Source organism: Micromonospora sp. CNZ299 (assembly GCF_002754415.1).
Window position 1 is genome coordinate 4,767,739 of the sequence record NZ_PEFG01000001.1, and the last position, 25,605, is coordinate 4,793,343.

At 70.7% G+C, this 25,605-nt stretch carries 32 protein-coding genes; 20 read left to right on the forward strand and 12 right to left on the reverse strand.

Going from position 1 to position 25,605, the window contains the following annotated elements:
- Positions 1-65: 65 nt before the first annotated feature.
- Both CLT68_RS21710 and CLT68_RS21715 read right to left on the reverse strand, forming a co-directional pair.
- On the reverse strand, positions 66-593 hold the full coding sequence (locus CLT68_RS21710; protein ID WP_099853499.1) for a pyridoxamine 5'-phosphate oxidase family protein: 528 nt from the start codon (positions 591-593) through the stop codon (positions 66-68).
- Positions 590-1,258, reverse strand: coding sequence for a DUF899 domain-containing protein (locus tag CLT68_RS21715; protein WP_099853501.1), 669 nt, complete (start codon positions 1,256-1,258; stop codon positions 590-592). Before CLT68_RS21715 ends, CLT68_RS21710 begins: the two co-directional genes overlap by 4 nt.
- Before the next feature lie 132 nt (positions 1,259-1,390).
- On the opposite strand from CLT68_RS21715, the gene CLT68_RS21720 reads away from it, so the two are divergent.
- Both CLT68_RS21720 and CLT68_RS21725 read left to right on the forward strand, forming a co-directional pair.
- A complete protein-coding gene (locus CLT68_RS21720) occupies positions 1,391-1,852 on the forward strand; it encodes a winged helix-turn-helix transcriptional regulator (RefSeq protein WP_099853503.1) in 462 nt (153 codons plus the stop codon).
- Positions 1,853-2,290: 438 nt separating this feature from the next.
- Positions 2,291-4,192 carry a prolyl oligopeptidase family serine peptidase gene (locus CLT68_RS21725; protein ID WP_099853505.1) on the forward strand — a complete coding sequence of 634 codons (1,902 nt, stop codon included), beginning with the start codon at positions 2,291-2,293 and terminating at the stop codon, positions 4,190-4,192.
- Positions 4,193-4,605: 413 nt separating this feature from the next.
- Here the strand turns inward: CLT68_RS21725 and CLT68_RS21730 are convergent, their stop codons facing one another.
- The 3 genes from CLT68_RS21730 to CLT68_RS21740 form a co-directional block, all read right to left on the reverse strand.
- Positions 4,606-5,127, reverse strand: coding sequence for a hypothetical protein (locus CLT68_RS21730; protein ID WP_099853507.1), 522 nt, complete (start codon positions 5,125-5,127; stop codon positions 4,606-4,608).
- Between the two features lie 24 nt (positions 5,128-5,151).
- Positions 5,152-5,598, reverse strand: a complete 447-nt coding sequence (locus CLT68_RS21735; RefSeq protein ID WP_143743220.1) for a hypothetical protein — start codon at positions 5,596-5,598, stop codon at positions 5,152-5,154.
- A gap of 208 nt (positions 5,599-5,806) precedes the next feature.
- Positions 5,807-6,274 carry an HNH endonuclease gene (locus CLT68_RS21740; RefSeq protein WP_099853511.1) on the reverse strand — a complete coding sequence of 156 codons (468 nt, stop codon included), beginning with the start codon at positions 6,272-6,274 and terminating at the stop codon, positions 5,807-5,809.
- 158 nt (positions 6,275-6,432) lie between these two features.
- Between CLT68_RS21740 and CLT68_RS21745 the strand changes: the two genes are divergently transcribed.
- Positions 6,433-6,915 carry an NUDIX hydrolase gene (locus tag CLT68_RS21745; protein ID WP_396680408.1) on the forward strand — a complete coding sequence of 161 codons (483 nt, stop codon included), beginning with the start codon at positions 6,433-6,435 and terminating at the stop codon, positions 6,913-6,915.
- A gap of 36 nt (positions 6,916-6,951) precedes the next feature.
- Here the strand turns inward: CLT68_RS21745 and CLT68_RS21750 are convergent, their stop codons facing one another.
- The gene (locus CLT68_RS21750; RefSeq protein ID WP_099853513.1) at positions 6,952-7,884 is read right to left on the reverse strand and encodes a LysR family transcriptional regulator; all 933 of its coding nucleotides are present in this window, start codon (positions 7,882-7,884) and stop codon (positions 6,952-6,954) included.
- A 128-nt stretch (positions 7,885-8,012) separates the two neighbouring features.
- Here CLT68_RS21750 and CLT68_RS21755 point away from each other — a divergent pair, with 128 nt between their 5' ends.
- Both CLT68_RS21755 and CLT68_RS21760 read left to right on the forward strand, forming a co-directional pair.
- Positions 8,013-9,284, forward strand: coding sequence for an MFS transporter (locus CLT68_RS21755; RefSeq protein ID WP_486482267.1), 1,272 nt, complete (start codon positions 8,013-8,015; stop codon positions 9,282-9,284).
- Positions 9,284-9,853, forward strand: coding sequence for a GNAT family N-acetyltransferase (locus CLT68_RS21760; RefSeq protein ID WP_099853517.1), 570 nt, complete (start codon positions 9,284-9,286; stop codon positions 9,851-9,853). Before CLT68_RS21755 ends, CLT68_RS21760 begins: the two co-directional genes overlap by 1 nt.
- 40 nt (positions 9,854-9,893) lie before the next feature.
- Here CLT68_RS21760 and CLT68_RS21765 read toward each other — a convergent pair whose 3' ends face one another.
- The gene (locus CLT68_RS21765; RefSeq protein ID WP_099853519.1) at positions 9,894-10,634 is read right to left on the reverse strand and encodes an NAD(P)H-binding protein; all 741 of its coding nucleotides are present in this window, start codon (positions 10,632-10,634) and stop codon (positions 9,894-9,896) included.
- 134 nt (positions 10,635-10,768) lie between these two features.
- Between CLT68_RS21765 and CLT68_RS21770 the strand changes: the two genes are divergently transcribed.
- The gene (locus CLT68_RS21770) at positions 10,769-11,254 is read left to right on the forward strand and encodes an RrF2 family transcriptional regulator (RefSeq protein ID WP_099853521.1); all 486 of its coding nucleotides are present in this window, start codon (positions 10,769-10,771) and stop codon (positions 11,252-11,254) included.
- A 6-nt stretch (positions 11,255-11,260) separates the two neighbouring features.
- Here the strand turns inward: CLT68_RS21770 and CLT68_RS21775 are convergent, their stop codons facing one another.
- Positions 11,261-12,814 carry a glycosyltransferase family 39 protein gene (locus CLT68_RS21775; protein ID WP_099853523.1) on the reverse strand — a complete coding sequence of 518 codons (1,554 nt, stop codon included), beginning with the start codon at positions 12,812-12,814 and terminating at the stop codon, positions 11,261-11,263.
- A gap of 122 nt (positions 12,815-12,936) precedes the next feature.
- Between CLT68_RS21775 and CLT68_RS21780 the strand changes: the two genes are divergently transcribed.
- From CLT68_RS21780 to CLT68_RS21795, 4 genes are all read left to right on the forward strand, one after another.
- Entirely contained in the window at positions 12,937-13,968 is a 1,032-nt protein-coding gene (locus CLT68_RS21780) for an aldo/keto reductase (protein ID WP_099853525.1), read from the forward strand.
- On the forward strand, positions 13,965-14,471 hold the full coding sequence (locus CLT68_RS21785; protein ID WP_486482268.1) for a mycothiol transferase: 507 nt from the start codon (positions 13,965-13,967) through the stop codon (positions 14,469-14,471). Before CLT68_RS21780 ends, CLT68_RS21785 begins: the two co-directional genes overlap by 4 nt.
- A gap of 23 nt (positions 14,472-14,494) precedes the next feature.
- Complete coding sequence (locus CLT68_RS21790; RefSeq protein WP_099853527.1) at positions 14,495-15,082, forward strand: GNAT family N-acetyltransferase; 588 nt, start codon at positions 14,495-14,497, stop codon at positions 15,080-15,082.
- Positions 15,083-15,153: 71 nt separating this feature from the next.
- The gene (locus tag CLT68_RS21795; RefSeq protein ID WP_099857454.1) at positions 15,154-15,891 is read left to right on the forward strand and encodes a VOC family protein; all 738 of its coding nucleotides are present in this window, start codon (positions 15,154-15,156) and stop codon (positions 15,889-15,891) included.
- A 36-nt stretch (positions 15,892-15,927) separates the two neighbouring features.
- Here the strand turns inward: CLT68_RS21795 and CLT68_RS21800 are convergent, their stop codons facing one another.
- Entirely contained in the window at positions 15,928-16,173 is a 246-nt protein-coding gene (locus CLT68_RS21800) for a flavin reductase (RefSeq protein WP_099853529.1), read from the reverse strand.
- Positions 16,173-16,439 carry a hypothetical protein gene (locus CLT68_RS21805; RefSeq protein ID WP_099853531.1) on the reverse strand — a complete coding sequence of 89 codons (267 nt, stop codon included), beginning with the start codon at positions 16,437-16,439 and terminating at the stop codon, positions 16,173-16,175. Before CLT68_RS21805 ends, CLT68_RS21800 begins: the two co-directional genes overlap by 1 nt.
- A 294-nt stretch (positions 16,440-16,733) precedes the next feature.
- Here CLT68_RS21805 and CLT68_RS21810 point away from each other — a divergent pair, with 294 nt between their 5' ends.
- Both CLT68_RS21810 and CLT68_RS21815 read left to right on the forward strand, forming a co-directional pair.
- Entirely contained in the window at positions 16,734-17,501 is a 768-nt protein-coding gene (locus CLT68_RS21810) for a DUF5753 domain-containing protein (protein WP_099857456.1), read from the forward strand.
- The gene (locus CLT68_RS21815; protein ID WP_099853533.1) at positions 17,492-17,683 is read left to right on the forward strand and encodes a DUF397 domain-containing protein; all 192 of its coding nucleotides are present in this window, start codon (positions 17,492-17,494) and stop codon (positions 17,681-17,683) included. The genes CLT68_RS21810 and CLT68_RS21815 overlap by 10 nt, the downstream gene beginning before the upstream one ends.
- A 35-nt stretch (positions 17,684-17,718) precedes the next feature.
- On the opposite strand, the gene CLT68_RS21820 is transcribed toward CLT68_RS21815, so the two are convergent.
- Positions 17,719-18,951, reverse strand: a complete 1,233-nt coding sequence (locus CLT68_RS21820) for an MFS transporter (RefSeq protein ID WP_099853535.1) — start codon at positions 18,949-18,951, stop codon at positions 17,719-17,721.
- Positions 18,952-19,019: 68 nt separating this feature from the next.
- Here CLT68_RS21820 and CLT68_RS21825 point away from each other — a divergent pair, with 68 nt between their 5' ends.
- The 4 genes from CLT68_RS21825 to CLT68_RS21840 all read left to right on the forward strand — a co-directional run bounded on the left by CLT68_RS21825 (position 19,020) and on the right by CLT68_RS21840 (position 21,220).
- Positions 19,020-19,523, forward strand: a complete 504-nt coding sequence (locus tag CLT68_RS21825; RefSeq protein ID WP_199177112.1) for a MarR family transcriptional regulator — start codon at positions 19,020-19,022, stop codon at positions 19,521-19,523.
- A gap of 162 nt (positions 19,524-19,685) precedes the next feature.
- Complete coding sequence (locus CLT68_RS21830; RefSeq protein WP_099857460.1) at positions 19,686-20,201, forward strand: DUF2087 domain-containing protein; 516 nt, start codon at positions 19,686-19,688, stop codon at positions 20,199-20,201.
- Between the two features lie 52 nt (positions 20,202-20,253).
- Positions 20,254-20,730 (forward strand): MarR family winged helix-turn-helix transcriptional regulator, encoded by a 477-nt coding sequence (locus CLT68_RS21835; protein WP_099853537.1) that lies wholly within the window; start codon positions 20,254-20,256, stop codon positions 20,728-20,730.
- Between the two features lie 76 nt (positions 20,731-20,806).
- Complete coding sequence (locus tag CLT68_RS21840; protein WP_099853539.1) at positions 20,807-21,220, forward strand: DUF6069 family protein; 414 nt, start codon at positions 20,807-20,809, stop codon at positions 21,218-21,220.
- Here CLT68_RS21840 and CLT68_RS21845 read toward each other — a convergent pair.
- Entirely contained in the window at positions 21,217-21,873 is a 657-nt protein-coding gene (locus tag CLT68_RS21845; RefSeq protein ID WP_486482269.1) for a TetR/AcrR family transcriptional regulator, read from the reverse strand. The genes CLT68_RS21840 and CLT68_RS21845 overlap by 4 nt on opposite strands.
- Before the next feature lie 94 nt (positions 21,874-21,967).
- On the opposite strand from CLT68_RS21845, the gene CLT68_RS21850 reads away from it, so the two are divergent.
- From CLT68_RS21850 to CLT68_RS21860, 4 genes are all read left to right on the forward strand, one after another.
- A complete protein-coding gene (locus tag CLT68_RS21850; protein ID WP_099853543.1) occupies positions 21,968-23,086 on the forward strand; it encodes an FAD-dependent oxidoreductase in 1,119 nt (372 codons plus the stop codon).
- A gap of 263 nt (positions 23,087-23,349) precedes the next feature.
- Complete coding sequence (locus CLT68_RS33905; protein ID WP_486482270.1) at positions 23,350-24,324, forward strand: ATP-binding cassette domain-containing protein; 975 nt, start codon at positions 23,350-23,352, stop codon at positions 24,322-24,324.
- Complete coding sequence (locus CLT68_RS33910) at positions 24,312-25,067, forward strand: ATP-binding cassette domain-containing protein (protein WP_486482271.1); 756 nt, start codon at positions 24,312-24,314, stop codon at positions 25,065-25,067. The genes CLT68_RS33905 and CLT68_RS33910 overlap by 13 nt, the downstream gene beginning before the upstream one ends.
- A gap of 30 nt (positions 25,068-25,097) precedes the next feature.
- Positions 25,098-25,592: a GNAT family N-acetyltransferase gene (locus tag CLT68_RS21860; RefSeq protein ID WP_486482272.1), complete on the forward strand. Its 495-nt coding sequence runs from the start codon at positions 25,098-25,100 to the stop codon at positions 25,590-25,592.
- Positions 25,593-25,605 lie beyond the last annotated feature (13 nt).

The window sequence follows — 25,605 nt, forward strand, 5'->3', positions numbered from 1 at the left end:
CGGCGGCCCCGACGTCGAGGAGTGTCGCCCTAGACGTACCAGCGGCGGACGGGCTCGGCGTGACCTCAGGTGCGGTTGAACCGCCAGCGGGTCGCGGTGAGCCCGTCCGTGCCGTAGCCGAAAGCCCGGACCGGGGAGACCTGGTGGAAGGCGTACTCGGGTGATCCGGGCAGACTCTCGTCGTGGACCCGGCCGTCCCTGATGTCGAACGTCCAGCCGTACTTTGTGACGAAGGCGGCGGCCACCCGGCGCAGTGCGGTCCCGCCGGACACCTGGTGAGCTTCACCGCTCACCACCAGATCGAGGTCTTCGCCGCTCACAGTGATGACAGCGCGGGGGTTGCCGGCCAGGTTTCGACTCTTGCGGGAGTGCGGGCGGCTCGCAATGCACGGCGCCCCGTCGACCAGCACGACCATCACCGGCGCGGCGTGTGGCCGACCATCCGGTCCCACAGTGGACAGCCAACACTTGTGCGCCGCCCGCAGGCAGGCCAATGCCTGGCTCCACGGCTTGAGTGTCGCCGTGTCGGTGTTGAAGGGTGTCGCATCCTCCTGCTGGAAGAGGAGTTCAGCGACTGGCGTGTCGACCGTCATGACGGATCCCTGGTCGTGTCGTACTCGTCGTGCAGTCGCCACCACCGGTAGGGCTGGGTTTGCGGCCAGCCTTGCGGCGAGTCCTCCCAGGTCTCCTGTCGGCCGTAGGGCGTCAGGTCGAGGAAGGTCCAGTTGCTGCCGAGCCGTTCCACGCCGCGGGAGGTGGTGGTGTAGGTGCGGAAGATCCGGTCGTCGGCGCGGAGGAAGACGTTCAGCGCGAATCCGTCACCGGTGCCCATGTCGGCGTTGAAGCTGTTGTCCAGCGACGAGTACCAGGGCAGGTCCCAACCCATTCGCCGCCGCACCGCCAGCAGGTCGTCCAGTGGGCCGTGAGACGTCAACGCGAGGGTGACGTCACGGGCGTTGAGGTGGGCCGGGTGTCCGACGTTGTCGGTGAACATCGAGCAGCCGGAGCAGACGGCGTCGATGCCGTGCCACATGAACGTGTACACGATGAGCTGGCGGCGGCCCTGGAACAGGTCGCTCAGACTGGCAGGCCCGGACGGGCCCTCGAACACGTAGTCCTGCTCGACCGGCGTCATCGGCAGCCGGCGACGCGCCGCGGCCACTGAGTCGAGCTGGCGGGTGAGTGCCTTTTCGCGTACGCGCAGGGCGTCTACCGCGTCCTGCCAGTCCCTGGTCGGCACGATCGGCGGATGGTTCATGCGGGCCTTCCTTCGGCTTCCACACGCGTGTGGAGAGGGGGACAGGGCCAGTCCGTTCCTTAAGGAGATGGACTGATGTGACGCTAACAGAGTCAGTTCCTTGAAGGAACCACCTTTGCGTATCGTGGCGTCATGCAACGAACGCAGTTCGGCGCCATGGCGTGCTCGATCGCCCGCACCCTCGACGTCATCGGTGAGCCGTGGTCTCCGCTGATCCTGCGGGACGTCTACGCCGGCACGCACCGCTTCGAGCAGCTCCAGCGGGGCCTCGGCATGTCCCGCAAGGTGCTCGCCGAACGGCTGAGCTGGCTGGTCGAACAGGGCGTCCTGACCCGGCGTGAGTATTCGGACCGGCCGGTCCGCCACGAGTACCTGCTCACCGACAAGGGCAGGGAGCTCTGCGATCTGCTGCTGGTGATGGTGCGGTGGGGTGACCGGTGGACGGCGGGCGAGGCCGGCCCGCCGGTGCTCTACCGCCACCACGCCTGCGGCAAGATCAGCCACGTGGAGCTGCGGTGCTCGGAGTGCGAAGAGCCCATGCGGGCTACGGACATCGACCTGTTGCCCGGGCCTGGAGCCCAACCAGGATCCTGACCGGTCGATCGGCGGTGCCGCCGACCGTGCGAGACGTGCGGCGTCCGAGCCTCAGCGTTTCTGCGGCAACTGGGCGTGTGGCCTGCTGCCCGGTGGCCGTCGGCTGATCGCGGCGATCTCGGTGAGAATCGGGTGTAGTCGCTCGGCCAGGGTCGGGTCGGTGCGAGTGAGTTCCGCGGTCAGGGACGTTGCGGCAGCCGAGAGCGCGCGGCGTAACTCGGTCTCATCAGTGGAGCGGACCAGGGTCGTTTCGAGCGGGCCGGTGATGTCGGCGGGCAGTAGGTGGGCGCCGTTGGCGTAGCTGGTGGGGTGGCGTGTGAGCCGGTGATCGCGGCGGCAACGACAGCGGGGTCCTGTTCCGCCAGGTGCAGCAACCGCCGCCGGATCAGGTCACGTTCCTCCACTGAGAACATATGTCGATGCTGGCAGACTGATCGCATGACGGGTCTGACCGCCGAGGTCGTTGTCGACGGTTGTGCCCCGCAGACCCCGGCGCTGGCCCCGAACGGGCGCCTGCTCTGCTACGTCCTCGCTCCCATCAGCCGGGCCGGTGACCACCTCGACACCCAACTCTGGCTCGCCGGCACCGATGACGCCGTCGTGCCGCGCCGGGCGACAGCCGACACCGCAGCCGAGTCCCGGCCACTCTGGTCGGCCGACTCGGAGACGCTGTTCTTCCTGTCCGACCGCGCCGACCGCGGCACCCCGCAGCTACACAGATTCACCCCTGCCAACGGCGCGGTGACCACGGTGACCAACTGGCGAGCCGGCGTCATCGACCACCTGCCGCTCAGCGACCCCCACCTGGTCGCTCTGCTCGCGGAGGACGAACCCACCGAGCAGGACGCGCGCCGCGCCCGGGACCGAGACGACGCCATCGTCGTCGGCGAGCGCGAATCGCGCGCCCGGTTGCGGATGCTCGACCTGCGCGCCGGCCGGGTCACCACCCCGGGTGTGTTCGGCGACCGGCACGTCGTGGAACTGTGCCAACGTCCCGGCGGCGGCCCACTTGCCGTGCTCACCTGGGCCAGCGCCGACAACGACCACGGCCCGCGCACCGGCCAACTGCACCTGTTCGACCCCACGACCGGGCGTGCGGAGAACCTTGGCCCGGTCGCGGCCGACGCACGATCTCTGGCCTGGTGGCCGGGCGAGGACGGTTGGCACCTCGGTTACGTCGCGCTCACCCCGCCGGCGCTGCAGGCCGGCACCGCCGTGTTCGACCTGGCCGTGGACAGCCGCGTCGTGCGCAACCGGACAGCTGGTCTCTCGATGTGCCCCACCCAGCTCTGCCAGACCGGTGCCGCCCCGCTGCTGGTGTGCGCCGACGGTCTGAACACGACACTGGCCCGACTCGACCCCGCCGGCCTCACCACCCTGTCGCATCACCCCGGACGCCTCGACAACGTCACCACCACTCCTACCGGCGCAGAGATCGCCACCATTACCGGCACCCGCTATCAACCCCCGAACGTTCACATCGGGCCGTCGACCGGGCCGCTGCGAAGAATCACCAACACCCGCCCGGACCTGGACGGCATCGCACTCGGCACGCAACAACCGCTGGCCTACCGCGCCGCCGACGGCCTCGACCTGGACGGTCTGCTCGTGCTGCCGGTCGGAAGGTCCGCATCGGAAGGCCCGTTCCCGCTGGTCACGATCGTGCACGGAGGCCCCTACGATCGCTACGCCGATCGGTGCCAGTTGTTCTGGTTCCCCAGCGCGCAGTGGCTGGCCGCCGCCGGCTACGCGGTGTTCCTGCCCAACCCGCGCGGCGGCCAGGGCCATGGTCACCAGTTCGCCGCCAGCGTCGCCGGCCGGGTCGGAGGGCAGGAGTGGACCGACATCCTGACCGGCATCGACCTGCTCATCGCTCAGGGCATCGCCGACCCCGACCGGCTGGGCATCGCTGGTTGGAGTCACGGCGGCTTCGTGTCCGCCTGGGCCGTTGGCCAGACCGACCGCTTCCGCGCCGCGCTGGTCGGTGCCGGCGTCGTCGACTGGGGCATGCTCGCCGCGACCGGGGAGAACGGCCAGTTCGAAGCCGCGCTCGGTGGCAGCACCGGCTGGTCCGGCATCGGCCCACACCCCCATGACGCGGTCAGCCCGATCTCCTTCGCCAGCCGCATCCGCACGCCGGTGCTCATCCTGCACGGTGCCGAGGACACCAACGTTCCCCTCGGGCAGGCCGTGTACCTCCACCGGGCGCTGCGCCACTTCGATGTTGAGCACGAGTTCGTGATCTACCCGAGAGAGGGCCACTCGGTCCGGGAACGCAACCATCAACTCGACGTCCTGCGCCGGACTCGCGCCTGGTTCGATCGCTGGCTTCGGCCCTGAGCGGGCGCGTAGATCAGATGTCGTCGCTTACCTGAGCTGACCTCAGGACCTTCAGGTCCTCGAGACCTCGGGTCAACTCACCAACTCGCGCGCTGCCACTAGCCCCTCTTCGCCGCCTGGACCCATTATCGGTTTGCCGGTAACAGTAATCCGATAATCAGCTGCTACAAAGGGGGCGAAGCAGGCACGCATCATAATGACAGTTCTTGTGCGTAAGGCTTCGGGATGTTGTAACGATCCTCCTACAGCTGTCCTGGCTCCGCGCGACAACTGCTCGAGCGGCACGGTGGAGGAGCCGCCGCAGCGGTTCCCAGTCTGCGGTGACCGGTTGCCGGCGGCGGCCCGGATGTCGATGGCGTTCGCGCCGCCGTACCCCTGGGGGTTGGTTGAAGGTCGGCGGCGCCGACTGCCGGTCAGGTCGCGTCGCCCCGCCGGGAGTTGACCACGGTGAGCAGGCACTGCGCCATGCCGATCGCTTCGAGCAGCGTCAGCACCGGCGCACCGACGTCCAGCACCAGGTCCGCCGACCGCATCGACAAGGCGCTGCTCGTGGTCACCAGCGTGGCCACCGGGCGACCCGACCGGTCAGTGATGGCGAAATGCTGGGCACTGCGGTCGCCTTCGGTCGTGAGCACCCGGCCGTCCGGCAGAGTCACCGTCCCCCGCCGGCGACCCGCATAGTCGATCAGATATTCCAGGATGACCTCGGAACGCGGTCCGATCAGCCGGTGATGGTCGTTCGCGAAGCTGGTGGCGGCGCCGGTGGCGAGCAGCGTCGTAGCTCCAGCATCAAGAACGTCGAACTGGTGCCGCTTGGACACGAACTTGCGGCGCAGCACCGCCACCGGAGTTCCGTCCCCCAGGGTGACCGCGGCAGTACGCCGGAGCGGGGACAGCAGGGGCAGCAGGAGCCGGCCGGTGAAGATCGAGTGCATGGCGCCATCCTGGTCGATGAGCGATCAGCGACCGCACCAGGCCCGGGCCGAAGCGGTGCGGAGCAGCAGCCCGCTGACGAGCAGGGCCAGCACCGCCAGCAGCCCGCCCAGCATCCCCACGACGACAACGGGTTCGACCGGCGGCGTGATCAGCGACCCGAGGCGCGGCCCGAACAGCAGCATCGTCCCGGCACCACCGAGAAAAGCGAGCCCGACGCCCACGGCGAATCGCTGGGCCACCCGCCATGCGGTCGGGCCCCCGCGCCGGAGGCCACGGAGCAGGACACCGACGGCCACCGTGCAGCCACCAAGGGCGAGCCAGTTCCCGGCGCCGCCGACCTCGGCCAGGAGCGCGATGTCAACGGCAAGCACGTACACCCACCAGAACGCGAACAGCAGCACGCTGGCGCTGATGCTGGGCGGTCGCCGTCCGGTGGCCGCCGGGCCGGGGCGCAACGGCTCGCTGATCATCGTCGGATCATACGGACCGGTCACCAGGGAAGCCTCCTGGCACCACATGACCGCTACCGGCCCACCCGCTCCTGACCGGCGTCCGAGGCGGTGAGCAGGCGGATGACCTGATCGACGTAGCGGTCAACATTCGCCACTCTCACGGAGCCAGGACAGAAGCGACCCGATGCCCAGCTCACGTGCTCACTCAGCCGGTTGCCGGGAGGCTTCAACCAACCTGGCGCCCGTAAGCGGCCCGGGCTGCGGCAACCTCTGCCGCCTGGCGCACCCGCCACCTTCTCTGGGCCTCGCTGTTGCACGCGCGACACACCTTGCGGTACCGGCCACTCGTGGGATCGATCTCTCGCTCGTGCCCGTTGCGACAGCGCGGTTGCTGGGTGCGGCTGCGGCAGTTTTCGGCGCGGACCACCTGCTGCAGGTGAGTGGGTTCGATGCAGTCACGCGCTCCACAGAGGTGGCGCACGTCCAACCCGGGGTCGTAACCGCCGACGAAGACAACGTAGGCCGTGATGTGCGCCCAGGCCCGCCCGGCGACCTTCTGGTAGACGCCCCGCTGGCTCCCGTACCCGCGCACGATCAGGCAGCCGTCGTCTCGACGGACCGATCGATCGAGGAGGTACGCGCGCAGGGTCTCCTCCGTGAAGTGTCGGGACAGGCCCTTCATCTGCGACAGCACGTCACCAGGCTAGGTCAGGCTCTGACGGTCCCCATCCGGTGGGAGCCGCTCCGGCAGTTTCCAACTGCTCGCCGAAATCTCAGGAGGATCGTTCTGACAGAACCGTTCAACCCGTTCGAGGGCAGCGCTTCTCCCGAGACTGCGACATCCTGGTCACCGTGATCACGCAACGGCTCCGGGTCGCCGCGTACGCGGTGTGTCTCCGGGATGAGGACGTGCTGCTCGCCCGTTGGGTTTCGCCCGACGGTGCTCGGCGGCACTGGACGTTGCCCGGCGGCGGGGTCGAGCACGCCGAGGATCCGTTCGACGCCGTCGTGCGGGAGGTGACTGAGGAGACGGGGTACGAGGCGCAGGTCGAGCAGTTGCTCGGTGTGAACTCGCGTACGAGGAATGTGGAGCGCACCGACAGGGATGTTGTCGAGTTGCACATGCTGGCCATCTTCTACCGGGCCCGGATCGTTGCCGGTGAGCTTCGATCCGAGACGTGCGGCACGACCGACCTGGCGCAGTGGACACCCATGGCGCAGGTCTCGACCCTGGAGCGCTCCGTCGTCGTCGACATCGGGCTTGAGCTGCACCGCAGCGCGCCGCTGACCGGGCACGTGGAGACGATCCAGACGACCGGCCTCCTGCGGCACTGACCGCGGGGCAGCGCCCGCCGACCGAGCAGTCGCCGATCACGACACCCAGGTCGGGAGCCAGACCTCGGCGTCGGGGGCCCGCACTCGCCGGGAGTCCAGGTGGTCACGAAGTGTGGCGAGCGCGGGATGCGGGTTGTCATCGCGCCAGATCAGCGACATGGGGTAGATCGGCGCCGGCCCGCGTACCGGTACGCGCCGCAGGTCGTAACTGTCCGGCCACAGGTACCGGGTGCGTTCGCCGGCGAACGTCGCCAGTTCCGCGGAGTCGGCGATCTCGGCCAACAGTGCCTCGTTGCCGAAGACCGGCCCGACCAGGTCGATGGTGAGGCCGAACGCGGCGGCGAGTTCGTCGTAGTAGTCCGCCCACTCGGTGCCGGAGGCCATGCCGGGCATCCAGATGCGGTGCGCGGCGAGCTGCGCGGGCGTGACGGTGCGGGCGTTGGCGAGGGCGTGGCGTGGCCCGACGAGGAGTTCGTGGTGTTCGTCGATCACGCGGGCCGTCCTGATCCCGTCGGGCAGATGGCGGGCCGGGATGGGGACGGCGTGGAACGTGGCGTCGACCGCCCCCGCCTCGACGGCGGCCATCGCGGCATGGACATCGGCGTCGAGGGTGACGACATCCAGCTCGATGCGGGGGTGCGCCCGGTGGAAGTCCTGCAACAGCACCGCCGGGGCGATGCGCCGACTGTGCACATCCACGCGCAGGGCACGCCGACCGGGGCGTACGGAGGCGTCGGCGCGCGCCTCGACGCGCAGCAGTTCCCGGGCATGGGGCAGGAAGGTCTGGCCGTCGATCGTGAGCTGGGCGCCGCGAGCAGTGCGGTTGAACAGTCGTACCTGAAGATCCTTTTCCAGGGCGGCGATGCGCTTGGACACGGCCTGCTGGGTGATCGACAGCGCGGTGGCGGCTTCCTGGAACTGACCGGCGTCGGCGGCGGCGACGAACGTGCGTACGGCGTCGAGATCCACGCCAGGAACCCTACTTCCACAACATCTGGTTGTGGCTCACCGTCGGTTCGGTTGTTTGATCTGGCCTCTGCGCCCTTGCTTTGATCGCACCGGTCAACGGCAGGTTGTTGGAAGCAGGGGTGTGGGGTGTGGCGGCGAGACGATCCCTGGGTCGGCGGTTCCGGTGGTTGTGGGCGGCGTACGCGGTCAGCGCCTACGGTTCCGGCTTCGGCTTCGGTGCCCTACCGCTGATCGCCGTGCTGGTGTTGGACGCCAGCCCCGCCCAGGTGTCCGCGCTGTCGGCTGTGGGGCCGGCGGTGGGCGCGCTGGTCGCGTTGCCACTCGGGCCGTGGGTGGAGTTCCGCCGCAAACGGCCGGTGATGGTCGTGATGGATCTGACCCGGTTCGCGGTGCTGCTGACGATCCCCGTCGCGTACGCGCTCGGCCGGCTCGGTTTCGCGCAGTTGTTGGTCGTCTCGGCCGTCGTCGCCACCGCCAGGATCGCTTTCGGTGCGGCCAGCGGCGCCTACCTCAAGGCCCTCGTCCGGCCGGACGACCTGCTCGTGGCCAATGCGAGGTTCGAGTCGACGACCTGGAGCGCCATCGCGTTCGGGCCGCCGCTGGGCGGCGCGGCGGTCGGCCTGTTCGGCCCGGTCGCCACCATCGTGGCCGATGCCGTGAGCTACCTGCTCTCCGCGCTGGGGATCACGGCGATCGGCGGGCGGGAGGAACACCCCCGGCGCGGTGGCGGTCGCCGGGTGCGTGCCAGCGAGGTGCTCGACGGCTGGCGGCACCTCCTGAGCCACCGTGGCCTGCGGGCGCTCTACCTCAACCAGCTGCTCGTCAGTGGGCTGATCATGGCCGCCGAGCCACTGCTGGCCGTGCTCCTGCTCGGCGAACTCGGGTTCCCACCCTGGCAGTACGGGCTTGCCTTCGCCGTGCCCTGCGTCGGCGGGCTCATCGGCTCACGCCTGGCCCGCCGGGTCGTCGCGAGGTACGGCCGACACCGGATCATCCGCACCGTGGGCACGTTGCGCGCGATCTGGCTGGTCGGCCTCGCCTTCGTCCAGCCCGGTGTCGTCGGGCTCGCCACGGTGATCGCCGTCGAACTTGCGATCATCATCAGCATGAGCCTGTACAACCCGGTTCTCGCCACCTACCGCCTGGAGCAGACGCCGAAGGACCGCGTGGTCCGGACTCTGACGGCCTGGTCGATCGGCAGCAGTGCCACCATCGCGGTCCTCAGTGCGCTCGGCGGACTGTTCGCCGCCGCCACCAGCCCTCGCACGGCCATCCTGGTCGCGGGACTGCTGATCCTCGCCAGCCCGTTGCTGCTACCGCGCCGCCCCGATCCCGGAGCGGCAGGGGACGCCGAGGCCCACGATGACGGCCGCCCGCAGACGATGCGGGAGTTCGCCTGATGTTCCAGCCGACCTATCCGATTCGCACCGCTCGGCTCACCCTGCGTCCGTTCACCATCGACGACCTCGATGACGTGTACGCGTACCAGCGTCGACCCGATGTCGTTCGCTGGATGCTCGGTGCCGAGCCGCGTACCCGTGAACAGTCGCGGTCGTCGGTGCTCGCCATGGCCGGCGAGGACGCGCTGCGCGCGGAGGGGGACTGCCTGGCGTTGGCCGCGGTCGGTGAAGCGGGGGTGATCGGGACCGTGGAGTTGGTGTGGCGCAGCCAGCTCGATCGTGCGGCTGAACTCGGTTTCGTGTTCAACCCCGACCATGGGGGTCGCGGGTTGGCGACGGAAGCCGCTTCGGCGTTGGTGGACTGGGGTTTCACCGAGTTCGGTCTGCACCGGATCTATGGCCGGTGTCATGGGCGCAACGCCGCCTCCGCCCGTCTGATGGCCCGGCTCGGCATGCGCCGCGAGGCACACCACGTCGCGAGCTATCTGTTCGCGGGGGAGTGGGCTGACCAGCTCGTGTTCGCGATCCTGGACCGCGAGTGGCAAAGCCGCACCCGCGCGTCGCCGTGATGATCGACTGCCACGGCGACGTGCGGGTAGGGCCCGACGCTCAGCCCTGGCGGCCCAGCCACTCCCGGTAGGCGGTGGGCGCGATGACGGCGCCGTCGGGGGCGACGAGGACGTCGTCGGGGGCGGCGGCGAACATGCCAGCGCTGTCGTCGGTCGTGACGGTGCGCTGGTCACCACGGGCGGCGAGGGTGATGCGCCCCAACTCGTCGAGGGCGAAGACCTCGGGGCCGGCGACGTTGCGGATGCCCCGCAGCGGCGCGCCCATGCTGACGTCGGCGACGGCCTGCGCGACGTCGGCCGCGGCCATCGGCTGCACCGGGGTGCTGGGTAGGCGAACGGTGGTCTCGTCGGCGGTCCAGGAGAGGATCGACTCGACGAACTCGAAGAACTGGGTGGCGCGGACGATCGAGTACGGAACGGGACCGGCCCTGAGGATGTCCTCCTGGAGGGTCTTGGCGCGGTAGTAGGCCAGGTCGGGCACCTGGTCGACGCCGACGATGGAGAGCACCACCGCGTGACCGACGCCCGCACGCTCGGCGGCGGCCAGGAGGTTGTCCATGGTCGTCTGGAAGAAGGCGGGGGAGGCGTCGTCGAAGGTCGGCGAATTGGTCAGGTTGACGACGACGTCGGCGCCGGTGAGCGCCTCGGACAGCCCCTGCCCGCTGAGGAGGTCCACCCCGGTGGACAGCGAGTGCGGCACCGCCTCATGCCCGGCGGTCTGCAAGATCTTGACGACCTGCGACCCGATGAGGCCGGTCCCACCCAGTACGGCGATCTTCATGCTCATGCACCTTCCCGTGAAATGTGGTCGTCTGTCCGGCTTTCCTCGCTCAAGCCAAACTCGGACCTCTCCTGTCCGAGAACAATACTCGGACATTGCGAGTCCGAGTATCCGGGGTTGGCTAGGGTGAGGTCATGAAGATGTCCGGCGGGGTCGAGTGGGCGCTGCACTGCTGCGTGGTCCTCACGACCAGCAGCACGCCCGTCCCGGCGGCCAAACTGGCGGAGCTGCACGATGTCTCCAGCAGCTACCTCGCCAAGCAGCTCCAGTCGCTCGCCCGCGCCGACCTGATCCACTCCGTTCAGGGCAAGTCGGGCGGTTACGTCCTCACCCGGGCGCCGGAGAGCATCACCCTGCTCGATGTGGTGCGGGCCGTCGACGGCCCGGGCCCCAGTTTCGTCTGCACGGAGATCCGCCAGCGCGGCCCGTTCGCGACACCGGCCGACTCCTGCACCACGCCGTGCCCGGTCGCCCGTGCCATGTGGGCAGCGGAGGACGCGTGGCGCCAGGCGCTCGCCGCGGTCACGATCGCCGATCTCGCCCGCGACGTCGACACCGCCTCCGGCCCCGAGGCACTTGCCGGCATCCACACCTGGCTCACCAGCGACCGCGCCGGCTGACCACTGTCAGCCGGTGTGGCGTACCTCGGTGTCCCAGATCTGCGCCCACGGACGCCGCAGCCCCCGGCACACGTGGATCGGGCCGCCGTTCTCGTCGTTCTCCACCTCGACCCGCTGGTCCACCCGCCCGGCGAGCGTGCACGTCTCGAACCAGGCGTTCAACGGGTCGGGCCGTTCCCAGCCGACGGCGATGACCACGTCCGCTTCGGCGGGTGGCCGACCGAAGTCGACCATGCTGTTGTGCCCGGAGTACGCGCGCGGAAGACCACGGGCCGGACCGTACCGGGCCACCGCACCGGCCTCGCCGTAGTTGCCGGTCAGGATGACCGCCCGGGAGCGCTCCTCGGGTGTCAGGCCACCGTGGACGGCGGCGAGCGAGTCCGCGAACGCCGGCCAGCCGATCGTCTCGCCGGCGTCGTAGTTGACGTCCACCACGAACGCGGGGAGCCGCTCGGCGGGCAGCACCGGCAGCAGCAGCACGATGTTGGGCAGCAGGAACGGCACCACACCCAGCACGAGCAGCCCTCGACGCAGCCGGATCGACCCGCGCGACGCCCATGCGACGGTGACCAGCACGCCGGCGGCGGTGAGAACCAGCAGCAGCGGCGCGTCGTAGTAACCCTTGCCGCCGGCGATCAGCACGATGCCGAACACCACCAGCCAGGCCCAGCCCACCGCCCGGTACGCCCGCCACGCCGGTCGGCGCAGCAGCGCGACGAGGCCCGCGATCCAGATCGGTACGGCGTACGGGCTGATGATGACGAACTGGAGGGTCAACGCGTCGACCCGGCCGCTGTAGGAGCTGTCTCCGTCGGAGATGGAGGCCGCCACGCCGAGCTGCGGGAAGCCGTGTGCCGCCTGCCAGATGAGGTTCGGAGCGGCCAGCAGCACGGCGACGCCGGCAGCGGCGAGCACCCACCGGTCACGCAGCAGCCGACGTGGCCCGGCGATGAGCACCCCGGCGATCAGACCCACGGCCAGCAACGCCGGCAGAAGCTTGCTGAGCATGCCCACCCCGAGCGCCAGACCGATGCCGAGCGCCCAGCGGCTGTCGCCGGTGCGCAGCAACCGCACCGCACACCACACGGCGGCCAGCCAGACCAGCAGGTCGACGGTGGTGGTGCTGAGCAGGTGACCGCTGGCGAGCACGATGCCGGACAGCGCGGCCAGCACCGCCGCGAAGGTCTGCGCGCCACGGCCGCCGCCCAGCTCCCGCGCGATGGCGGCGACCAGCAACACTGCGCCACCAGCCAGCAGCGCCGACGGCGTCCGCAGCACCACCAGGTTGCCCGGTGCGATCGTGTCGAGCAGCCGAGCGAGCGCCGGGACCAGCGGACCCTGGTCGACGTAGCCCCAGTCGAGGTGTCGGCCGGCGAGCAGGAAGTACAACTCGTCGCGGTGGTAGCCGTACCGGCCTGCGAGCAGCAGCAGCGTCACAGTGGTCGCGGCGGAAACCAGCCAAGGGCCGCGCCCTCGTGTGCCAACCTCCGGTGGCGCGCCCGGCGGTGCCGCCGGAGCCGGCCGCTGAGGCCGGTCAATGTCGATCGTGGGGTCGCTCACCTGCTCATGATGACCCGCGAGGTGGTCGCGCGGGTGCCCGTACCGCGTTCGGCACTGTCCCGCATGCGGGTGGTCGGGACGGGTGCGAAGATCGGCTTCGTCACTCGGACCGAAAGGACGATATGCGCTATCGCACTCTGGGCTCCACCGGCACTGTGGTCTCGACCCTGTGCCTGGGCACCATGACCTTCGGCGCGGAAACCGACGAGGCCGGCAGCTTCGCCCAACTGGACCGGTTCGTCGAGGCCGGTGGCACCTTCATCGACACCGCCGACGTCTATTCCGCCGGCGTCTCGGAGGACATCGTCGGGCGGTGGCTGCGGGCCCGACCCGACCTGCGCGACCGGCTGGTGATCGCCACCAAGGGGCGTTTCCCGATGGGCCCGGGGGCGAACGACGCCGGCCTGTCCCGGGTGCACCTCACCCGCGCGCTGGACGCCAGCCTAAGGCGACTCGGGGTCGAGGCCGTCGACCTCTACCAGGCGCACGCCTGGGACCCGATGACCCCACTGCCGGAGACCCTGCGGTTCTTCGACGACGCGGTGAGCGCCGGCAAGATCCGCTATGCGGGGGTCAGCAACTTCACCGGCTGGCAGTTGCAGAAGGCCGCCCTGCTCACCCAGCACCTCAACCTCACCCCGATCGTGACCCTGCAACCGCAGTACAACCTGCTGGCTCGGGAGATCGAGTTCGAGCTGGTGCCGGTCTGCGAGAACGAGGGCATCGGCATCCTGCCGTGGTCACCGCTGGGCGGCGGCTGGCTGACCGGCAAGTACCAGCGCGACAGCACGCCCACCGGAGCGACCCGCCTCGGCGAGAACCCCCAGCGCGGCGTCGAGGCGTACGCCGGTCGCAACGCCGAGGAGCGCACCTGGCGGGTGCTCGACGCGGTCCGTCAGGTCGCCGGGGAACGCGGCGTGTCCATGTCTGCGGTGTCGCTGGCCTGGCTGGCCGCCCGACCGGCGGTCACCTCGGTCATCCTCGGCGCGCGCACCACCGAGCAGCTCGACGACAACCTGACCGCCGCGGACCTGGTCCTCGACGCCGAGCAGATGCGGTTGCTGGACGAGGCGAGCGCCCCGCCGGTGGGGGACTACCCGTACGGCGCGGCGGGTGTGCGGCAGCGCGCCCGCGACCTGCCGACCTCATCATGATCGCCTTCCCCGAGCCCACCGCGCCGGCCGGCAGCCGCACCGAGGTCTTCCTGCGTTACCTGGACTACTTCCGCGAGTCCACCGTGGCCAAGGTGTCGGCGTTGGCCGAGCCGGAGCTGCGCCGCAGCCGGCTGCCATCGGGGTGGACCCCACTGGAGCTGCTCACGCACCTGCGCCACGTCGAGCTGCGCTGGATCGAGTGGGGTTTCCAGGGCCGGGACGTCGCCGACCCGTGGGGCGACCGCCGCGACGACCGCTGGTACGTCGCCCCGGAGGAGACCCGGGAGGACCTGGTGGCGGCGCTGCGGGCCCAGGGCGAGCACACCAGCGCGGTGGTGACGGCGCACGACCTGGTGGAGATCGGGGCGCCGGGACCGCGCTGGAACGGCGCGGACCCGGCGTCGCTGGAGCGGGTGCTGTTCCACCTGGTCCAGGAGTACGCCCGCCATCTCGGCCACCTCGACGTGGTCGCCGAACTCGCCGACGGTCCCGTCGGCGAGTGAGCCCCCGGCTCGATAATGGGCGAATGCCGTCGCTCGTCACACCCGCCCTGCCCGCCGGGAGCCTCGGCGCCCAGGACCAACCCCACCTACGGGTACGCCCCGGGCTGGCGCTGCGGCCGTGGCGCGACGACGACGCCGGGGTCGTCCGGGTCGCGTTCGACTGTCCAGCGATCCAGCGCTGGCACGTCCGCCGTCTCGACAGCGACGGCGAGGCGCGGGCGTGGACGGCGCAGTGGGCTGGCCACTGGCACGAGGAGACGTCCGCGAGCTGGGCGATCGTCGACACGGACGACCGGCCGCTCGGTCAGGTGGGGTTGCGGGGCGTGCTGCTGGCCGAGGGGTCGGCGCACCTGTCGTACTGGCTGCTGCCGGGTGCACGCGGTCGGGGGATCGCCACCGAGGCGTTGGGAGCCCTGACCCGGTGGAGCTTCACGGACGCCGGTCTGCACCGACTGGCCCTGGAGCACTCGACCGCCAACCCGGCGTCGTGCCGGGTGGCCATGCGGGCAGGCTTCCCCGCCGAGGGCGTGGCTCGCGGGTCGATCCGCCACAGCGACGGCTGGCACGACATGCACCTGCACGCACGGCTGCGCACCGACGGCTTGACCTGATCAGTGGACGCCGGCGGATGTGGGCCTGGGCGGGCACCACTGCCGACTCGACGGGCCCTACCATCTCCGGCATGGCAACGCGGCTCGTACAGATCAACATGAAGGCCCGCGACGATTCCGCGCTGGGCGGTTTCTGGGCGGCGGTGCTCGGCTGGGAGATCTCCAGCGAGGGCCCCGGCGTGACCAACCTCGAACCTGTGGGCTTCGTCTACCCGGATCCCGTCGCTGTCTGCATCGACCTCGTCGTCTCCCCGGAACCAAAGACGGTGAAGAACCGCGTGCACGTCGACCTCGCCACCACCTCGGCGGCTCACCAGGCGGAGGTGGTGGCGCGCCTGAAGGATCTCGGCGCGACACCTGCCGACGTGGGCCAGGGCGACGTTCCCTGGACGGTCCTGGCCGACCCGGAGGGCAACGAGTTCTGTGTCCTGGAGCCCCGGCCGCTCTACCGGGACACCGGGCCGATCGCCGCGGTCGTGGTCGACTGCGCGGATCCCCGAGCCATGGCCGACTTCTGGAGCCAGGCCACGGACTGGGTCCTGCACGACGTGACCGACCGCCAGGCGGTGCTGCGCTCCGACAAGGGCGTCGGCCCGTACCTGGAGTTCGTCCGGACACCCGACGTGAAGACCGTGTGGAACCGCGTCCATCTCGACGTCCGCCCCTACCCGGGTGACGACCCGGAGACCGAGGCGGCCCGACTGCGGGCTCTCGGTGCCACCGCCGTCAATCTGGGCCCCGACGACGTCGCGTGGACCGTCCTCGCGGACCCCGAAGGCAACGAGTTCTGCCTGCTCAGCCCGAGCTGACCCGTGCCCTCGTGAGCTGCTTCGACGGAGTCTGGCTCATCGGGCTTGGGCCCAGCCGACGAAACGCGGGGTCAGATCGGGCAGCGCGACGCCCGGGTTCAGCGCAATGAGATCGGCTTCGGCTGCCTCCTGAAGCTTTGCCAGGTGACTCAACAGGCCCGGCCGATCCTCGCGGTACTCGCCGAGGAGGCGCAGCTTCGCGGCCGAGCACGGCCACAGGATGCCGCAGACCGGGCAGCGCCACGCTGGCCGCAAGGGGGAGTGCTTCGGTCGCTCGGGCATCAGACGACCTCCACCGTTTTGACAGGCCGGATCGGTGTAAGCGAGCGGGCGTCCCCGGAGGAACGGGGGGCCTGAACCTGCACCTGCACGCCCGCACGCATCACGAACAGCTCGCGCCGGGCGACCGCCTCGCCCTTCTTGCCCAACTCGTACGCGTCGAGCCAGAGCCAACCGTCGTAGGTGTGGCGATCGGGCAGCTCGCGGATGACCCGGGCGACGATCGGCTTCATGAATTGGACGCTCGCCGCGGTGGTCAAGCGGATCACGTCCCCAGCCCTGACCGCAGGGCCAGCCGTCGTCGTAGCTCTTCCCGCTTCGACTTCGCGGGCTTCTTCTCCGTCCTCGTCGGACACGGCTTTCCCCCTGATCGACGTGTGGGAAGGGGCCGCCCCCGTGAGTGCTCGCCCAACGGAAGCGGCCCCGCTACGAACGCGTCCGCCGGGTTCGGGTCCCCTGCCGGCCGCGCCGTCTACAGAGCACCTTGCCGGGGGTTGCTGGACAAATACACAGCGTTATCTAATCTCTTCAAGGCAGTTCGTTTGTTCCAGGGGAGGGACGGCATGAATCATGCCTTTGTCGCAGCGCTGGCTGCGGCGGGTCACACTGCCGAGAGCCTCGCAGGTCAGATCGGCGTGCACCCGAAGACCGTCGCCAGGTGGGCAAACCCGGGTCACATTCCCCAGAGCCGTCATCGCTCGACCGTCGCAAAGCTCTTGGCAAAAGACGCCGACGCGCTATGGCCGGATGTCGTCCGTCGCCGCGAACCGGTGTGGTTCCGGCCGTGGGTCGACCTCGAACGCGAGGCGGTGACGCTCCGGTCGTTCGAGCTGACGTGGGTACCCGGACTGCTCCAGACGGAGGCGTACGCGCGAGCGACCCTGGCGGGTGGGGTGCTGGCACCGGACGCGGTCGCCGAATTCGCCGAGGCCCGAATGAACCGGCAAGCGATCCTCAGCCGTGACGGCGGACCACTGCTGATCGCGGTGCTGGACGAGGGGGTGCTGAGGCGACGCGTTGGCGACGACCGCGCGTTGATGGCGTCGCAACTCGCGCGCCTGCTGGGCTTTGCCGAGATGGGCAGCGTGCAGCTCCACATCGTCCCGGCGGACGCGCCCAGCTATCCCGGGCTCGACGGACCATTCACCATCGCCGACATGCCGGATGGATCGAGGGTCGCGCACGTCGACAGCCCCGCACGGGCGCAGATCCTCGATCAGATGTCGGACCTTGTTAGCCTGGAACGACGGTGGGAGCGTATTCGCGGAGAGGCACTGCCCCGAGGACGTTCCGTGGACCTTCTGAGAGAAGCGGCAGCATCATGGACCTGATCGGCGCCCGGTGGCGTAAGAGCACGAAGAGCGGCGGCAACGGTGGCAACTGTGTCGAGGTTGCTGACAACCTTCCAGGCGTGGTCCTCGTCCGTGACACCAAGGATCGCGACGGCGCGACACTGGCCTTCAGCCCGGAGTCGTGGCGTGGCTTCGTGACGATGGCACGCGACGCCGACTGACTGACCACCTCGCGGGAAGGATCCCGGCGCTGGTCTCAACGGACGGCGACGGGTGCGACCGGTTGCGGTTGCGGGGTCGCTGGCCAGGTGAGTCGGCGTACGCCGGGGACGAGGGCCGTGCCCGCGCAGGAGGCGAGAACCAGCAGGCCGGCGACGGCCAGGGGTACGGGCGCGCCGAACGCGTCGGCGGCCAGCGGCGCCAACGCGTATCCCAGCGGCATGGCGCCGAGCGACACCAACCAGTCATACGAGGTGACGCGGGCCAGCACCTCGGGTGGGAAGTGGTGCTGCACGACGGTCTCCCAGACCGGGTTGAGGTAACCGAGGGCGGTCAGCGCCACGGCGTAGGCGACGATCACCGCCGGGGCGGGCGCGGCGACGGCGAGCAGGAAGAGCGGCGCGGCGTAGCAGGCCAGCCCGAGGTTGGCCAGCAGCACCGGTCGGCGTAGCCGGACCCGTCCGGCCAGCAGCGATCCGACGAGCATCCCGACCGCGCCGGCCTGCAACAGCAGCACCCAGGTCGTCTCACCGCCGAGGCGGTCGATGGCGACGGCCGGCCCGAGGGTCATCAGCACGGCGGCGGCACCGTTCCACACGCCGTGCCCGAGCAGGCTGGTCCAGAACCAGTCGCGGGCACGTACTTCGCCGAAGCCGTGCCGCAGGTCGGCGAGGACGGAACGGCGGGGCACCGGGACGTGGCGGACCCGCAGCAGCCCGAGCAGGAGGGCGCTGAGCGCGAACGACGCACTGTCGAGGATGAACGCCCAGCCGGGGCCGGCAGCCCAGATCAGCGCGCCGGCCAATGCCGGCCCGGCGAGGCGACTGGTGTTGGCGGTCATGCCCATCAGGGCGTTGGCCCGCTGCCGGTCGGCGGGCTCGACGGTGCCGGCGACCAGTGGAGACGCGGTCGGAATGGCGAACGCCGACGCGGTGCCGCCGAGCGCGGACGCCCCGACAACGGTGGTCAGTGACGGGTCGCTGCCGAGCAGCTCCACGCCGACGGCGAGCTGGGTCACGCAGCGCACCAGGTCGGCAGCCATGGCGACCCGGCGGGCGTCGAACCGGTCGGCCACGACACCGCCCAGTGGCAGCAGGAGCAGCCGGGGGATCATCGCCGCGGCGAGGACCACGGCCAGCGCACCGGTGGAGCCGGTGGCCCGCAGCACGGCCAGGGCCAGAGCGGCGGGCACCACCGCCTCGCCGAGAGCCGAGACGGTACGGCCCAGGAACAGCAACCGGAAGGAGGGGATGCGCAGGGGGTGAGCCATGGCCACAACATACTTCGACACCGAACCTTTCGCCAATGAATATTTCGGCACTGAGGTAAGCTGGTGCGGTGACCACCACTCCGGATGACGTCGACCGGCACATCGAGCGTTGGCTTCCCGTGGTGCCTGACCTCGACGCGGACGTCGAGGGTGCGGTGACCAGGATGATCAAGCTGATCCGGCACCTGCGGACGGTCAAGGAACGGGTTCTGGCCGACCTCGACCTGCCCGCTCACGAGTACGACACCCTGCACGCCCTGGCCGGCCGACGCGGCCGGGCGGCCCCCTCGGATCTCGCCGTGGATCTCGCGGTTGCCCCCGCCTCGGTCACGGCCCGGGTGGACACCCTGCTCCGGCGGGGTTTCGTGCGCCGGATTCCGTCGACAGTCGACCGCCGGCGGGTGGACGTGGAGCTGACCGACGCGGGTCAGGCCGCCTGGCGTGGGGCGATGGAGATCCAGGGCGCCGAGGAGCACCGCCTGCTCGGCGCGCTCACAGCGACCGAACGGCGGCAACTCTCCGACCTGTTGCGCCGGGTGATGCTCGTCGCCGAACAGCCGAAGGTCGACTGAGCAGGCCTCGTCGACTGCGCAGGCTTGGTGGAGCGAAGGCCGACTGCGCAGGCTCGGTGGAGCGAAGGCCGACCGTGCAGGCTCGGTCGAGCGAAGGCCGACCGTGCAGGCTCGGAGAAATCGCGTGGCGCCTCGCGTACAGCTGATGCGAGGGTGACCGGCGTGACTGCGCATGCTCTGGCCGGAACCCTGGCCGACGACGGACGGCGACGGATCTTCGCGGCGATCGTGCTGGGTGCCACCAGCGCGACGGAGGTCGCCGAACGGACCGGCCTGCCGGCGCGGGTGGTGCTCACCGGAGTCCGCCGGCTCGCCGACGCGGGTCTCGTCACTGGCGTGGACGGCTCGCTGGCGGTCGACGAGGCGTCGCTGCGGGCGGCCGCCCGCGACAGTCGCCCGGCCGACGACGCGGAGCCCGACGCCGACCCGGTGCTGCGGACCTTCCTGCGCGCGGGCGTCCTGGTGGGTCTGCCGGCGCAGCGCAGCCGACGGAGGGTCCTGCTGGCACATATCGCCGAGCGGTCGTTCGAGCCGGGCACCCACTATCCGGAGCGCGCCGTCGACGACGCGCTCAAGGCGTGGTGCGCGGCGGGCGGGTCGGATCACGCGACGCTGCGTCGGTACCTGGTCGACGAGCGGTTGCTCACCCGCGAACACGGCATCTACCAGCGGCCCTGATCGTCCGCTTGGCGAACCGTCTCGTCGCGGAGGATCTTGCTAGCCTCGGCGCATGACCTCCTGCACGCCCGCTGACGGCCCCCCGGATCTGTTGTTCCTGCTCTCCTGGGCGAGTCACGCGCTGCAGACCGAACACGCCGCGGGGTTGGCCGAGCTCGGCATCTCGCCACGGGCGCACTACGTGCTGGCGCAGGCCCGCACCGGAGACCTGACCCAGCGGCAGATCGGCGAGCGGTGCGGCGTGGACAAGACCACGATGGTCGTCACGCTCGACCAGTTGGAACGGGCCGGGCTGGCCGAGCGTCGCCCCGTGCCGACGGATCGGCGCGCCCGGCTGGTCGCGGTGACCCCGGCGGGGGAGCAGGTCCTGCTGCGGGCGCGGCAGGTGGTCGAGCGCATCCAGGAGGACCTGCTCGCGACCCTGCCCGAGCAGGATCGAGAGGTGTTCCTGCGTGCCCTGCTGGCCCTGGTGAACGGTCCGTTGGCCACCAGCTCCCCGTACGCGCCGGGTAGCCGCTCGGGCTGTTAGTTCCGAGTAAGATAGTTCCGAACAAGACTATTTGTTACGGTCGTACTCGTTCGTTTCCCCTGAACGAGGAGCCGTCATGAGTGCTGCCGCCGTCACGACCCCCACCACCTCGACCCTGCGCCGCCGCGCCCTCGCTGTCGGCGTCGCCGTCGTGGCCTGCCTGGGCATCTGGTCGATCGGTGCGCTGGCCGGGGTCGACTACACCGTCGAGAGTCCGGGTCAGCCCGCCACGGTCATCGGTGCGGGCGCGATCTTCGTGGTCGCCCTGGGCGCTGCCCTGCTCGGCTGGGCCGCGTTGGCCCTGCTGGAGCGGTTCGCCCCACGGGCCGCCCGGCCGGTCTGGATCTCGCTGGCCGTCGCGGTGACCCTGCTGTCCCTCGTCCCCCTGGTTGGTGTCGAGGCCACCGGCGGTGCCAAGCTGACCCTCGGTGCGACACACGTGGCCGTGGCGGTCGCGCTGATCGCCCTGCTGCCCCGCCCTCGCCGCTAAACGGCCGGCGGTCGGGTGAGTTTGGCGGCCACGGCGTCGAGGACCCAGTCCAGGCCCGTCGCGAAGGATGTTTCGGCGTCCACGTCTGTGCCGTCGTGCACGGCCCTGGTCAGCGCCGGGAAGCGGCCCGTGGCCAGCATTTTCGTCAGGTGCGGGCCGGAGGCGCGCTGCCATTCGCGTTTGGACAGGCCTGTGACGCGCTCGGCCCGCAGGTTCGCGATCTCGCGCCTGATCGCGCCGGTGAGGTAGGAGCTGACGGTTTCCACGGCGCGCAGAACGGTGTCGATGTCGGCGAAGCCGTCGAGGGCGGCCAGCTTGGCCTCGGTCACGGCCATGCCGTTCGGGCCCAGGGTCGGACGGCCGCCGAGCAGGTCGGCCAGCCAAACGTGGCGCAGAGCGGCCTGCCTGGTGCGGTGGGCGAGGACGCGCAGCGCCTCTCGCCAGTCACCGGGCTGCTCTGCGGGGAGAATCTCGGCGTGGACCTCGTCCACCATGAGGTCGAACAGCTCCTGCTTGGTGGAGATGTACCCGTACAGTCGCATCGGGCCGGCGTTCAGTCGGGCGGCGACCTTGCGCAACGACACCGCCTCCAGCCCGCCCTCGTCGGCCAGCGCGATGGCGGCGGCGACGATCCGCTCGCGGTCGAGCGGCACGGGAGCATTCGACGGCTCGGGCCGGTCCCACACAGTCAATGGTCACCACCGTTCTGTTGCTGTGCATCGTACGAGTGAAATACAGTGTATCGCCATGAGACACCGTATCGCCGTGGTTGGGGGTGGCCCCGCAGGCCTCACCTTCGCCCGTGTCCTGCACCGCCACGGCCACCCCGTCGCCGTCCTCGAACGCGATCCCACCCCGGACGCACGCCCCCCGGGCGGCGCTCTGGACCTGCACGAAGGACTGGGCCAGCTGGCACTGGACAAGGCGGGGCTGCTGGCAGAGTTCCAGGCGCTGTCTCGCCCGGAGGGGCAGGCCATGCGCATCCTGGACGCTGCGGGGACCGTTCTGCGGGACTGGCGACCCTCTCCGGATGAGCAGGCCAATCCGGAGATCGATCGCGGGCAACTCCGTGATCTGCTGCTCGGCTCCCTCGACGTGCAGTGGGGTCGAGAGGTCGTGCAGGTGGTGCCGGGGACCGAGGATGGCGTACTGGTTCGTTACGCGGACGGGGAGCAGGAGACGTTCGACCTCGTGGTGGGCGCGGACGGCGCCTGGTCCCGGGTCCGCCCGGCGGTCTCGCCGGTGACGCCGCAGTACACCGGCGTCACCTCGGTCGAGACCTCCCTCGACGACGTCGACACCCGCCACCCTGACCTCGCCCAGTTGATCGGCGACGGTTCGGTGGCCGTGTACGGCGTGAACCGATCTCTCGTCGCCCAGCGCAACAGCGGCGGTCACGTCAAGGTGTACGTCAAGCTCCGCGCGCCGCTGGACTGGCACGCCGAACTGGACCTGTCCGACGTCGAGGCCGCGCGATCGGGCATTCTGGCTCTGTTCGACGGCTGGGCCCTTCCCGTCCTCGACCTGCTCGGCCACGGCACCGCCTTCGTCCACCGCCCCTTCTACGTCCTGCCCGTGTCTCACACCTGGGCCCACGTCCGCGGGGTGACGCTGCTGGGCGACGCCGCCCACCTGATGCCACCGTTGGGGGCGGGCGCGAACCTCGCGATGCTCGACGGTGCCGAGCTCGCGGAGTCCATCGCTGCCGACCCTGAAGATCTGGACGAGGCCGTTCGCGCCTTCGAGGAACGAATGTGGGCACGGGCCAGCAGGTGGGCGACGATCACGACGGAGGGTCTGGAACGCCTCGTGAGCCCGGACCCGGCCGAAGCCCTCGCCCTCTTCGACCAGGTCCAGCCATCCTGACCGCCGAGAGCACCAGCACCAGCAGCTCTCCACGGCGCGTTACGCAGCCTCGACCGGGAGCGCGGGGTGGGCGAAATCCCCGCGAGGCGGTGCGTCGACGCTGCTAGCATCGCCGTCATGGCACGAGGTATCTGGTCGCAGAAGGTGCGCTCCGCCCGCTGACGGCGGCGCACTTCTCCCTGCTGAGTTCGCGCTCGCCGTCCCGGGTCCCGCCGGGCGGCCCTTGACTGCTGCCCGGCTCCATCGCGAGCTGCGGAGCACCGTTGAACCTCACCCCGAACCCCGAAACCATGTCCCTGCCCGTCGAGGCGGGGGGCAGTGCACACGTACGCGCCGTCGGCGTCACCGTGAGCCGCGGGTCCCGTCGCGTCCTGACCGACGTCTCGCTCACCGTCTCCGCCCGATCGCGGGTGGCAGTCGTCGGCGAGAACGGTCGCGGCAAGACGACCCTGCTGCACGTCCTCGCCGGGCTGATCACTCCGGACGACGGCGCTGTCCAGCGGTCCGGCACGATCGGCCTGGCCCGCCAGGAACTGTCCGCGCGGGACGGCGAGACCGTCGGCACCCTGACGTCCGAAGCGCTGGCCGCGTCGCTCGCGGCCCTCGCCGCGCTCGACGAGGCGGCCCGCGCCCTCGCCGAGGGCGATGGGAGTGCCGAGGACCGCTACGCCGCCGCGCTCGACGCCGCCACCCGGCTCGACGCGTGGGACGCCGAACGCCGGGTCGACATCGCACTCGAGGCCCTCGGCGCCTGCCCGGACCGCGACCGTCCCCTCGCGACGCTGTCGGTCGGCCAGCGCTACCGGGTGCGGTTGGCGTGCCTGCTGGGCGCACGGCACGACGTGCTGCTCCTCGACGAACCGACCAACCACCTCGACGCCGACGGCCTGGACTTCCTGACCCGCCGGCTGCGCGAGCACGACGGCGGCCTCGCGATCGTCAGCCACGACCGGGCGCTGCTACGCGACGTCGCCGACCGGTTCCTCGACCTCGACCCGACCCGACCCGTGACGGGAAGCCGCGCCTCTACGCCGGCGGTTACGACGCCTGGCAGGACGCGCGGTCCCGCGAGCAGGAGCACTGGGAGCAGGACCACGAGCAGCAGCAGGCCGAGCACCGACGACTGCAGGACGCGGTGTCGAAGGCCCGCGACCGGCTCTCCACCGGCTGGCGGCCGGACAAGGGGACCGGTAAGCACCAGCGTCAGTCCCGCGCTCCGGGCGTCGTGCAGGCCCTGAACCGGCAGCAGGAGGCGCTCCAGGCGTACCGGATCGACGTGCCGACACCGCCACCGACGATGCGGTTGCCTGAACTGGGCGCACGGCCGGGCGCGCCGCAGGTACGCGCGCGGGGCGTCGCCGTCGACGGGCGGCTCGCCGGACCGGTGGACCTCACCATCGACGGCGGCGACCGGCTGCTCGTCACCGGTCCGAACGGTGCCGGGAAGTCCACACTGCTCGCGGTGCTGGCCGGCGCGCTCGAACCCACCGCCGGGCACGTCTGGACGGCGACGGAGGCCCGCGTCGCCTGGGTCACCCAGGAGACCGCCGGCCAGGACGCAGGCCGTACCGCCGACGAGGTGTACGCCCGGCACGTGGGGCGGCTGGTGGCCGGCGGGGCGCTCACCGACCACGACGCCGTGTCGCTCGGATCGCTGGGGCTGCTGGACTCCGCCGCAAGGCGCACGCCCGTCGGGCGGATGTCGCAGGGGCAGCAACGCCGCCTCGACCTGGCGCTCGCGCTGGCCGGTCGGCCCACGCTGATCCTGCTCGACGAGCCGACGAACCACCTGTCGTCGGCCCTGGCCGACGAGCTGACCGCGGCGATCCGTGACACGGGTGCCGCCGTCGTCGTCGCGACGCACGATCGACAACTGCTGCGGGACCTGGCCGACTGGCCACGTCTGCGCGTCGGAGACTCGCCGACGCCGGGGGCGCGAACCCGCGCGACGGACCGGGAGCAGGAGCACCGACCCGGATAATGCCGTTGACCGGGCGGTGATGATCGACTGGTGACCATCACCGCCCGAGCAACCTGGACGACCAGCGTCAGCCGACCCGACCAGCCCGACGCGGTGCTGCTGCTGCGCGAGTACATGACCGAGATGGTGGTGCGCTACCACCGCCGCCCCTCCCTGCCCGGCGAGGTCGACGAGGCGCTCGCGGAGATGCCCAGCGACGACCTGACCAACGCGAGCGGGTTGCTGCTGCTCGCCCACCACGGCACCGACCTGGCCGGGTGCGCCGGGCTGCGCTGGCACTCGGGCTGGGCCGAACTGACCCGGGTGTTCGTCCGACCCGCGCATCGTGGCGCCGGTGGGGGTGCCGCGTTGCTGACCGCCGTCGAGCAACACGCACGGGCGGCCGGAGCGCAGGCGATACGGCTGGACACCCGCGCCGACCTGGTCGAGGCCCGCGCCCTGTACGCCCGGCACGGCTACGTCGAGATTCCGGCGTACTCGCACGGCCCCTACGCCGAGCACTGGTTCGAGAAGCGACTGGGTTGAGCGGTTGACGCTC

Coding starts and splice junctions, on each gene's coding strand:
- CLT68_RS21710 (WP_099853499.1), bottom strand. CDS start 593: ATGACGGTCGACACGCCAGTCGCTGAACTCCTCTTCCAGCAGGAGGAT.
- CLT68_RS21715 (WP_099853501.1), bottom strand. CDS start 1,258: ATGAACCATCCGCCGATCGTGCCGACCAGGGACTGGCAGGACGCGGTA.
- CLT68_RS21720 (WP_099853503.1), top strand. CDS start 1,391: ATGCAACGAACGCAGTTCGGCGCCATGGCGTGCTCGATCGCCCGCACC.
- CLT68_RS21725 (WP_099853505.1), top strand. CDS start 2,291: ATGACGGGTCTGACCGCCGAGGTCGTTGTCGACGGTTGTGCCCCGCAG.
- CLT68_RS21730 (WP_099853507.1), bottom strand. CDS start 5,127: ATGCACTCGATCTTCACCGGCCGGCTCCTGCTGCCCCTGCTGTCCCCG.
- CLT68_RS21735 (WP_143743220.1), bottom strand. CDS start 5,598: ATGATCAGCGAGCCGTTGCGCCCCGGCCCGGCGGCCACCGGACGGCGA.
- CLT68_RS21760 (WP_099853517.1), top strand. CDS start 9,284: ATGTTCCAGCCGACCTATCCGATTCGCACCGCTCGGCTCACCCTGCGT.
- CLT68_RS21765 (WP_099853519.1), bottom strand. CDS start 10,634: ATGAAGATCGCCGTACTGGGTGGGACCGGCCTCATCGGGTCGCAGGTC.
- CLT68_RS21770 (WP_099853521.1), top strand. CDS start 10,769: ATGAAGATGTCCGGCGGGGTCGAGTGGGCGCTGCACTGCTGCGTGGTC.
- CLT68_RS21780 (WP_099853525.1), top strand. CDS start 12,937: ATGCGCTATCGCACTCTGGGCTCCACCGGCACTGTGGTCTCGACCCTG.
- CLT68_RS21785 (WP_486482268.1), top strand. CDS start 13,965: ATGATCGCCTTCCCCGAGCCCACCGCGCCGGCCGGCAGCCGCACCGAG.
- CLT68_RS21790 (WP_099853527.1), top strand. CDS start 14,495: ATGCCGTCGCTCGTCACACCCGCCCTGCCCGCCGGGAGCCTCGGCGCC.
- CLT68_RS21795 (WP_099857454.1), top strand. CDS start 15,154: ATGGCAACGCGGCTCGTACAGATCAACATGAAGGCCCGCGACGATTCC.
- CLT68_RS21800 (WP_099853529.1), bottom strand. CDS start 16,173: ATGCCCGAGCGACCGAAGCACTCCCCCTTGCGGCCAGCGTGGCGCTGC.
- CLT68_RS21810 (WP_099857456.1), top strand. CDS start 16,734: ATGAATCATGCCTTTGTCGCAGCGCTGGCTGCGGCGGGTCACACTGCC.
- CLT68_RS21815 (WP_099853533.1), top strand. CDS start 17,492: ATGGACCTGATCGGCGCCCGGTGGCGTAAGAGCACGAAGAGCGGCGGC.
- CLT68_RS21820 (WP_099853535.1), bottom strand. CDS start 18,951: ATGGCTCACCCCCTGCGCATCCCCTCCTTCCGGTTGCTGTTCCTGGGC.
- CLT68_RS21835 (WP_099853537.1), top strand. CDS start 20,254: ATGACCTCCTGCACGCCCGCTGACGGCCCCCCGGATCTGTTGTTCCTG.
- CLT68_RS21840 (WP_099853539.1), top strand. CDS start 20,807: ATGAGTGCTGCCGCCGTCACGACCCCCACCACCTCGACCCTGCGCCGC.
- CLT68_RS21850 (WP_099853543.1), top strand. CDS start 21,968: ATGAGACACCGTATCGCCGTGGTTGGGGGTGGCCCCGCAGGCCTCACC.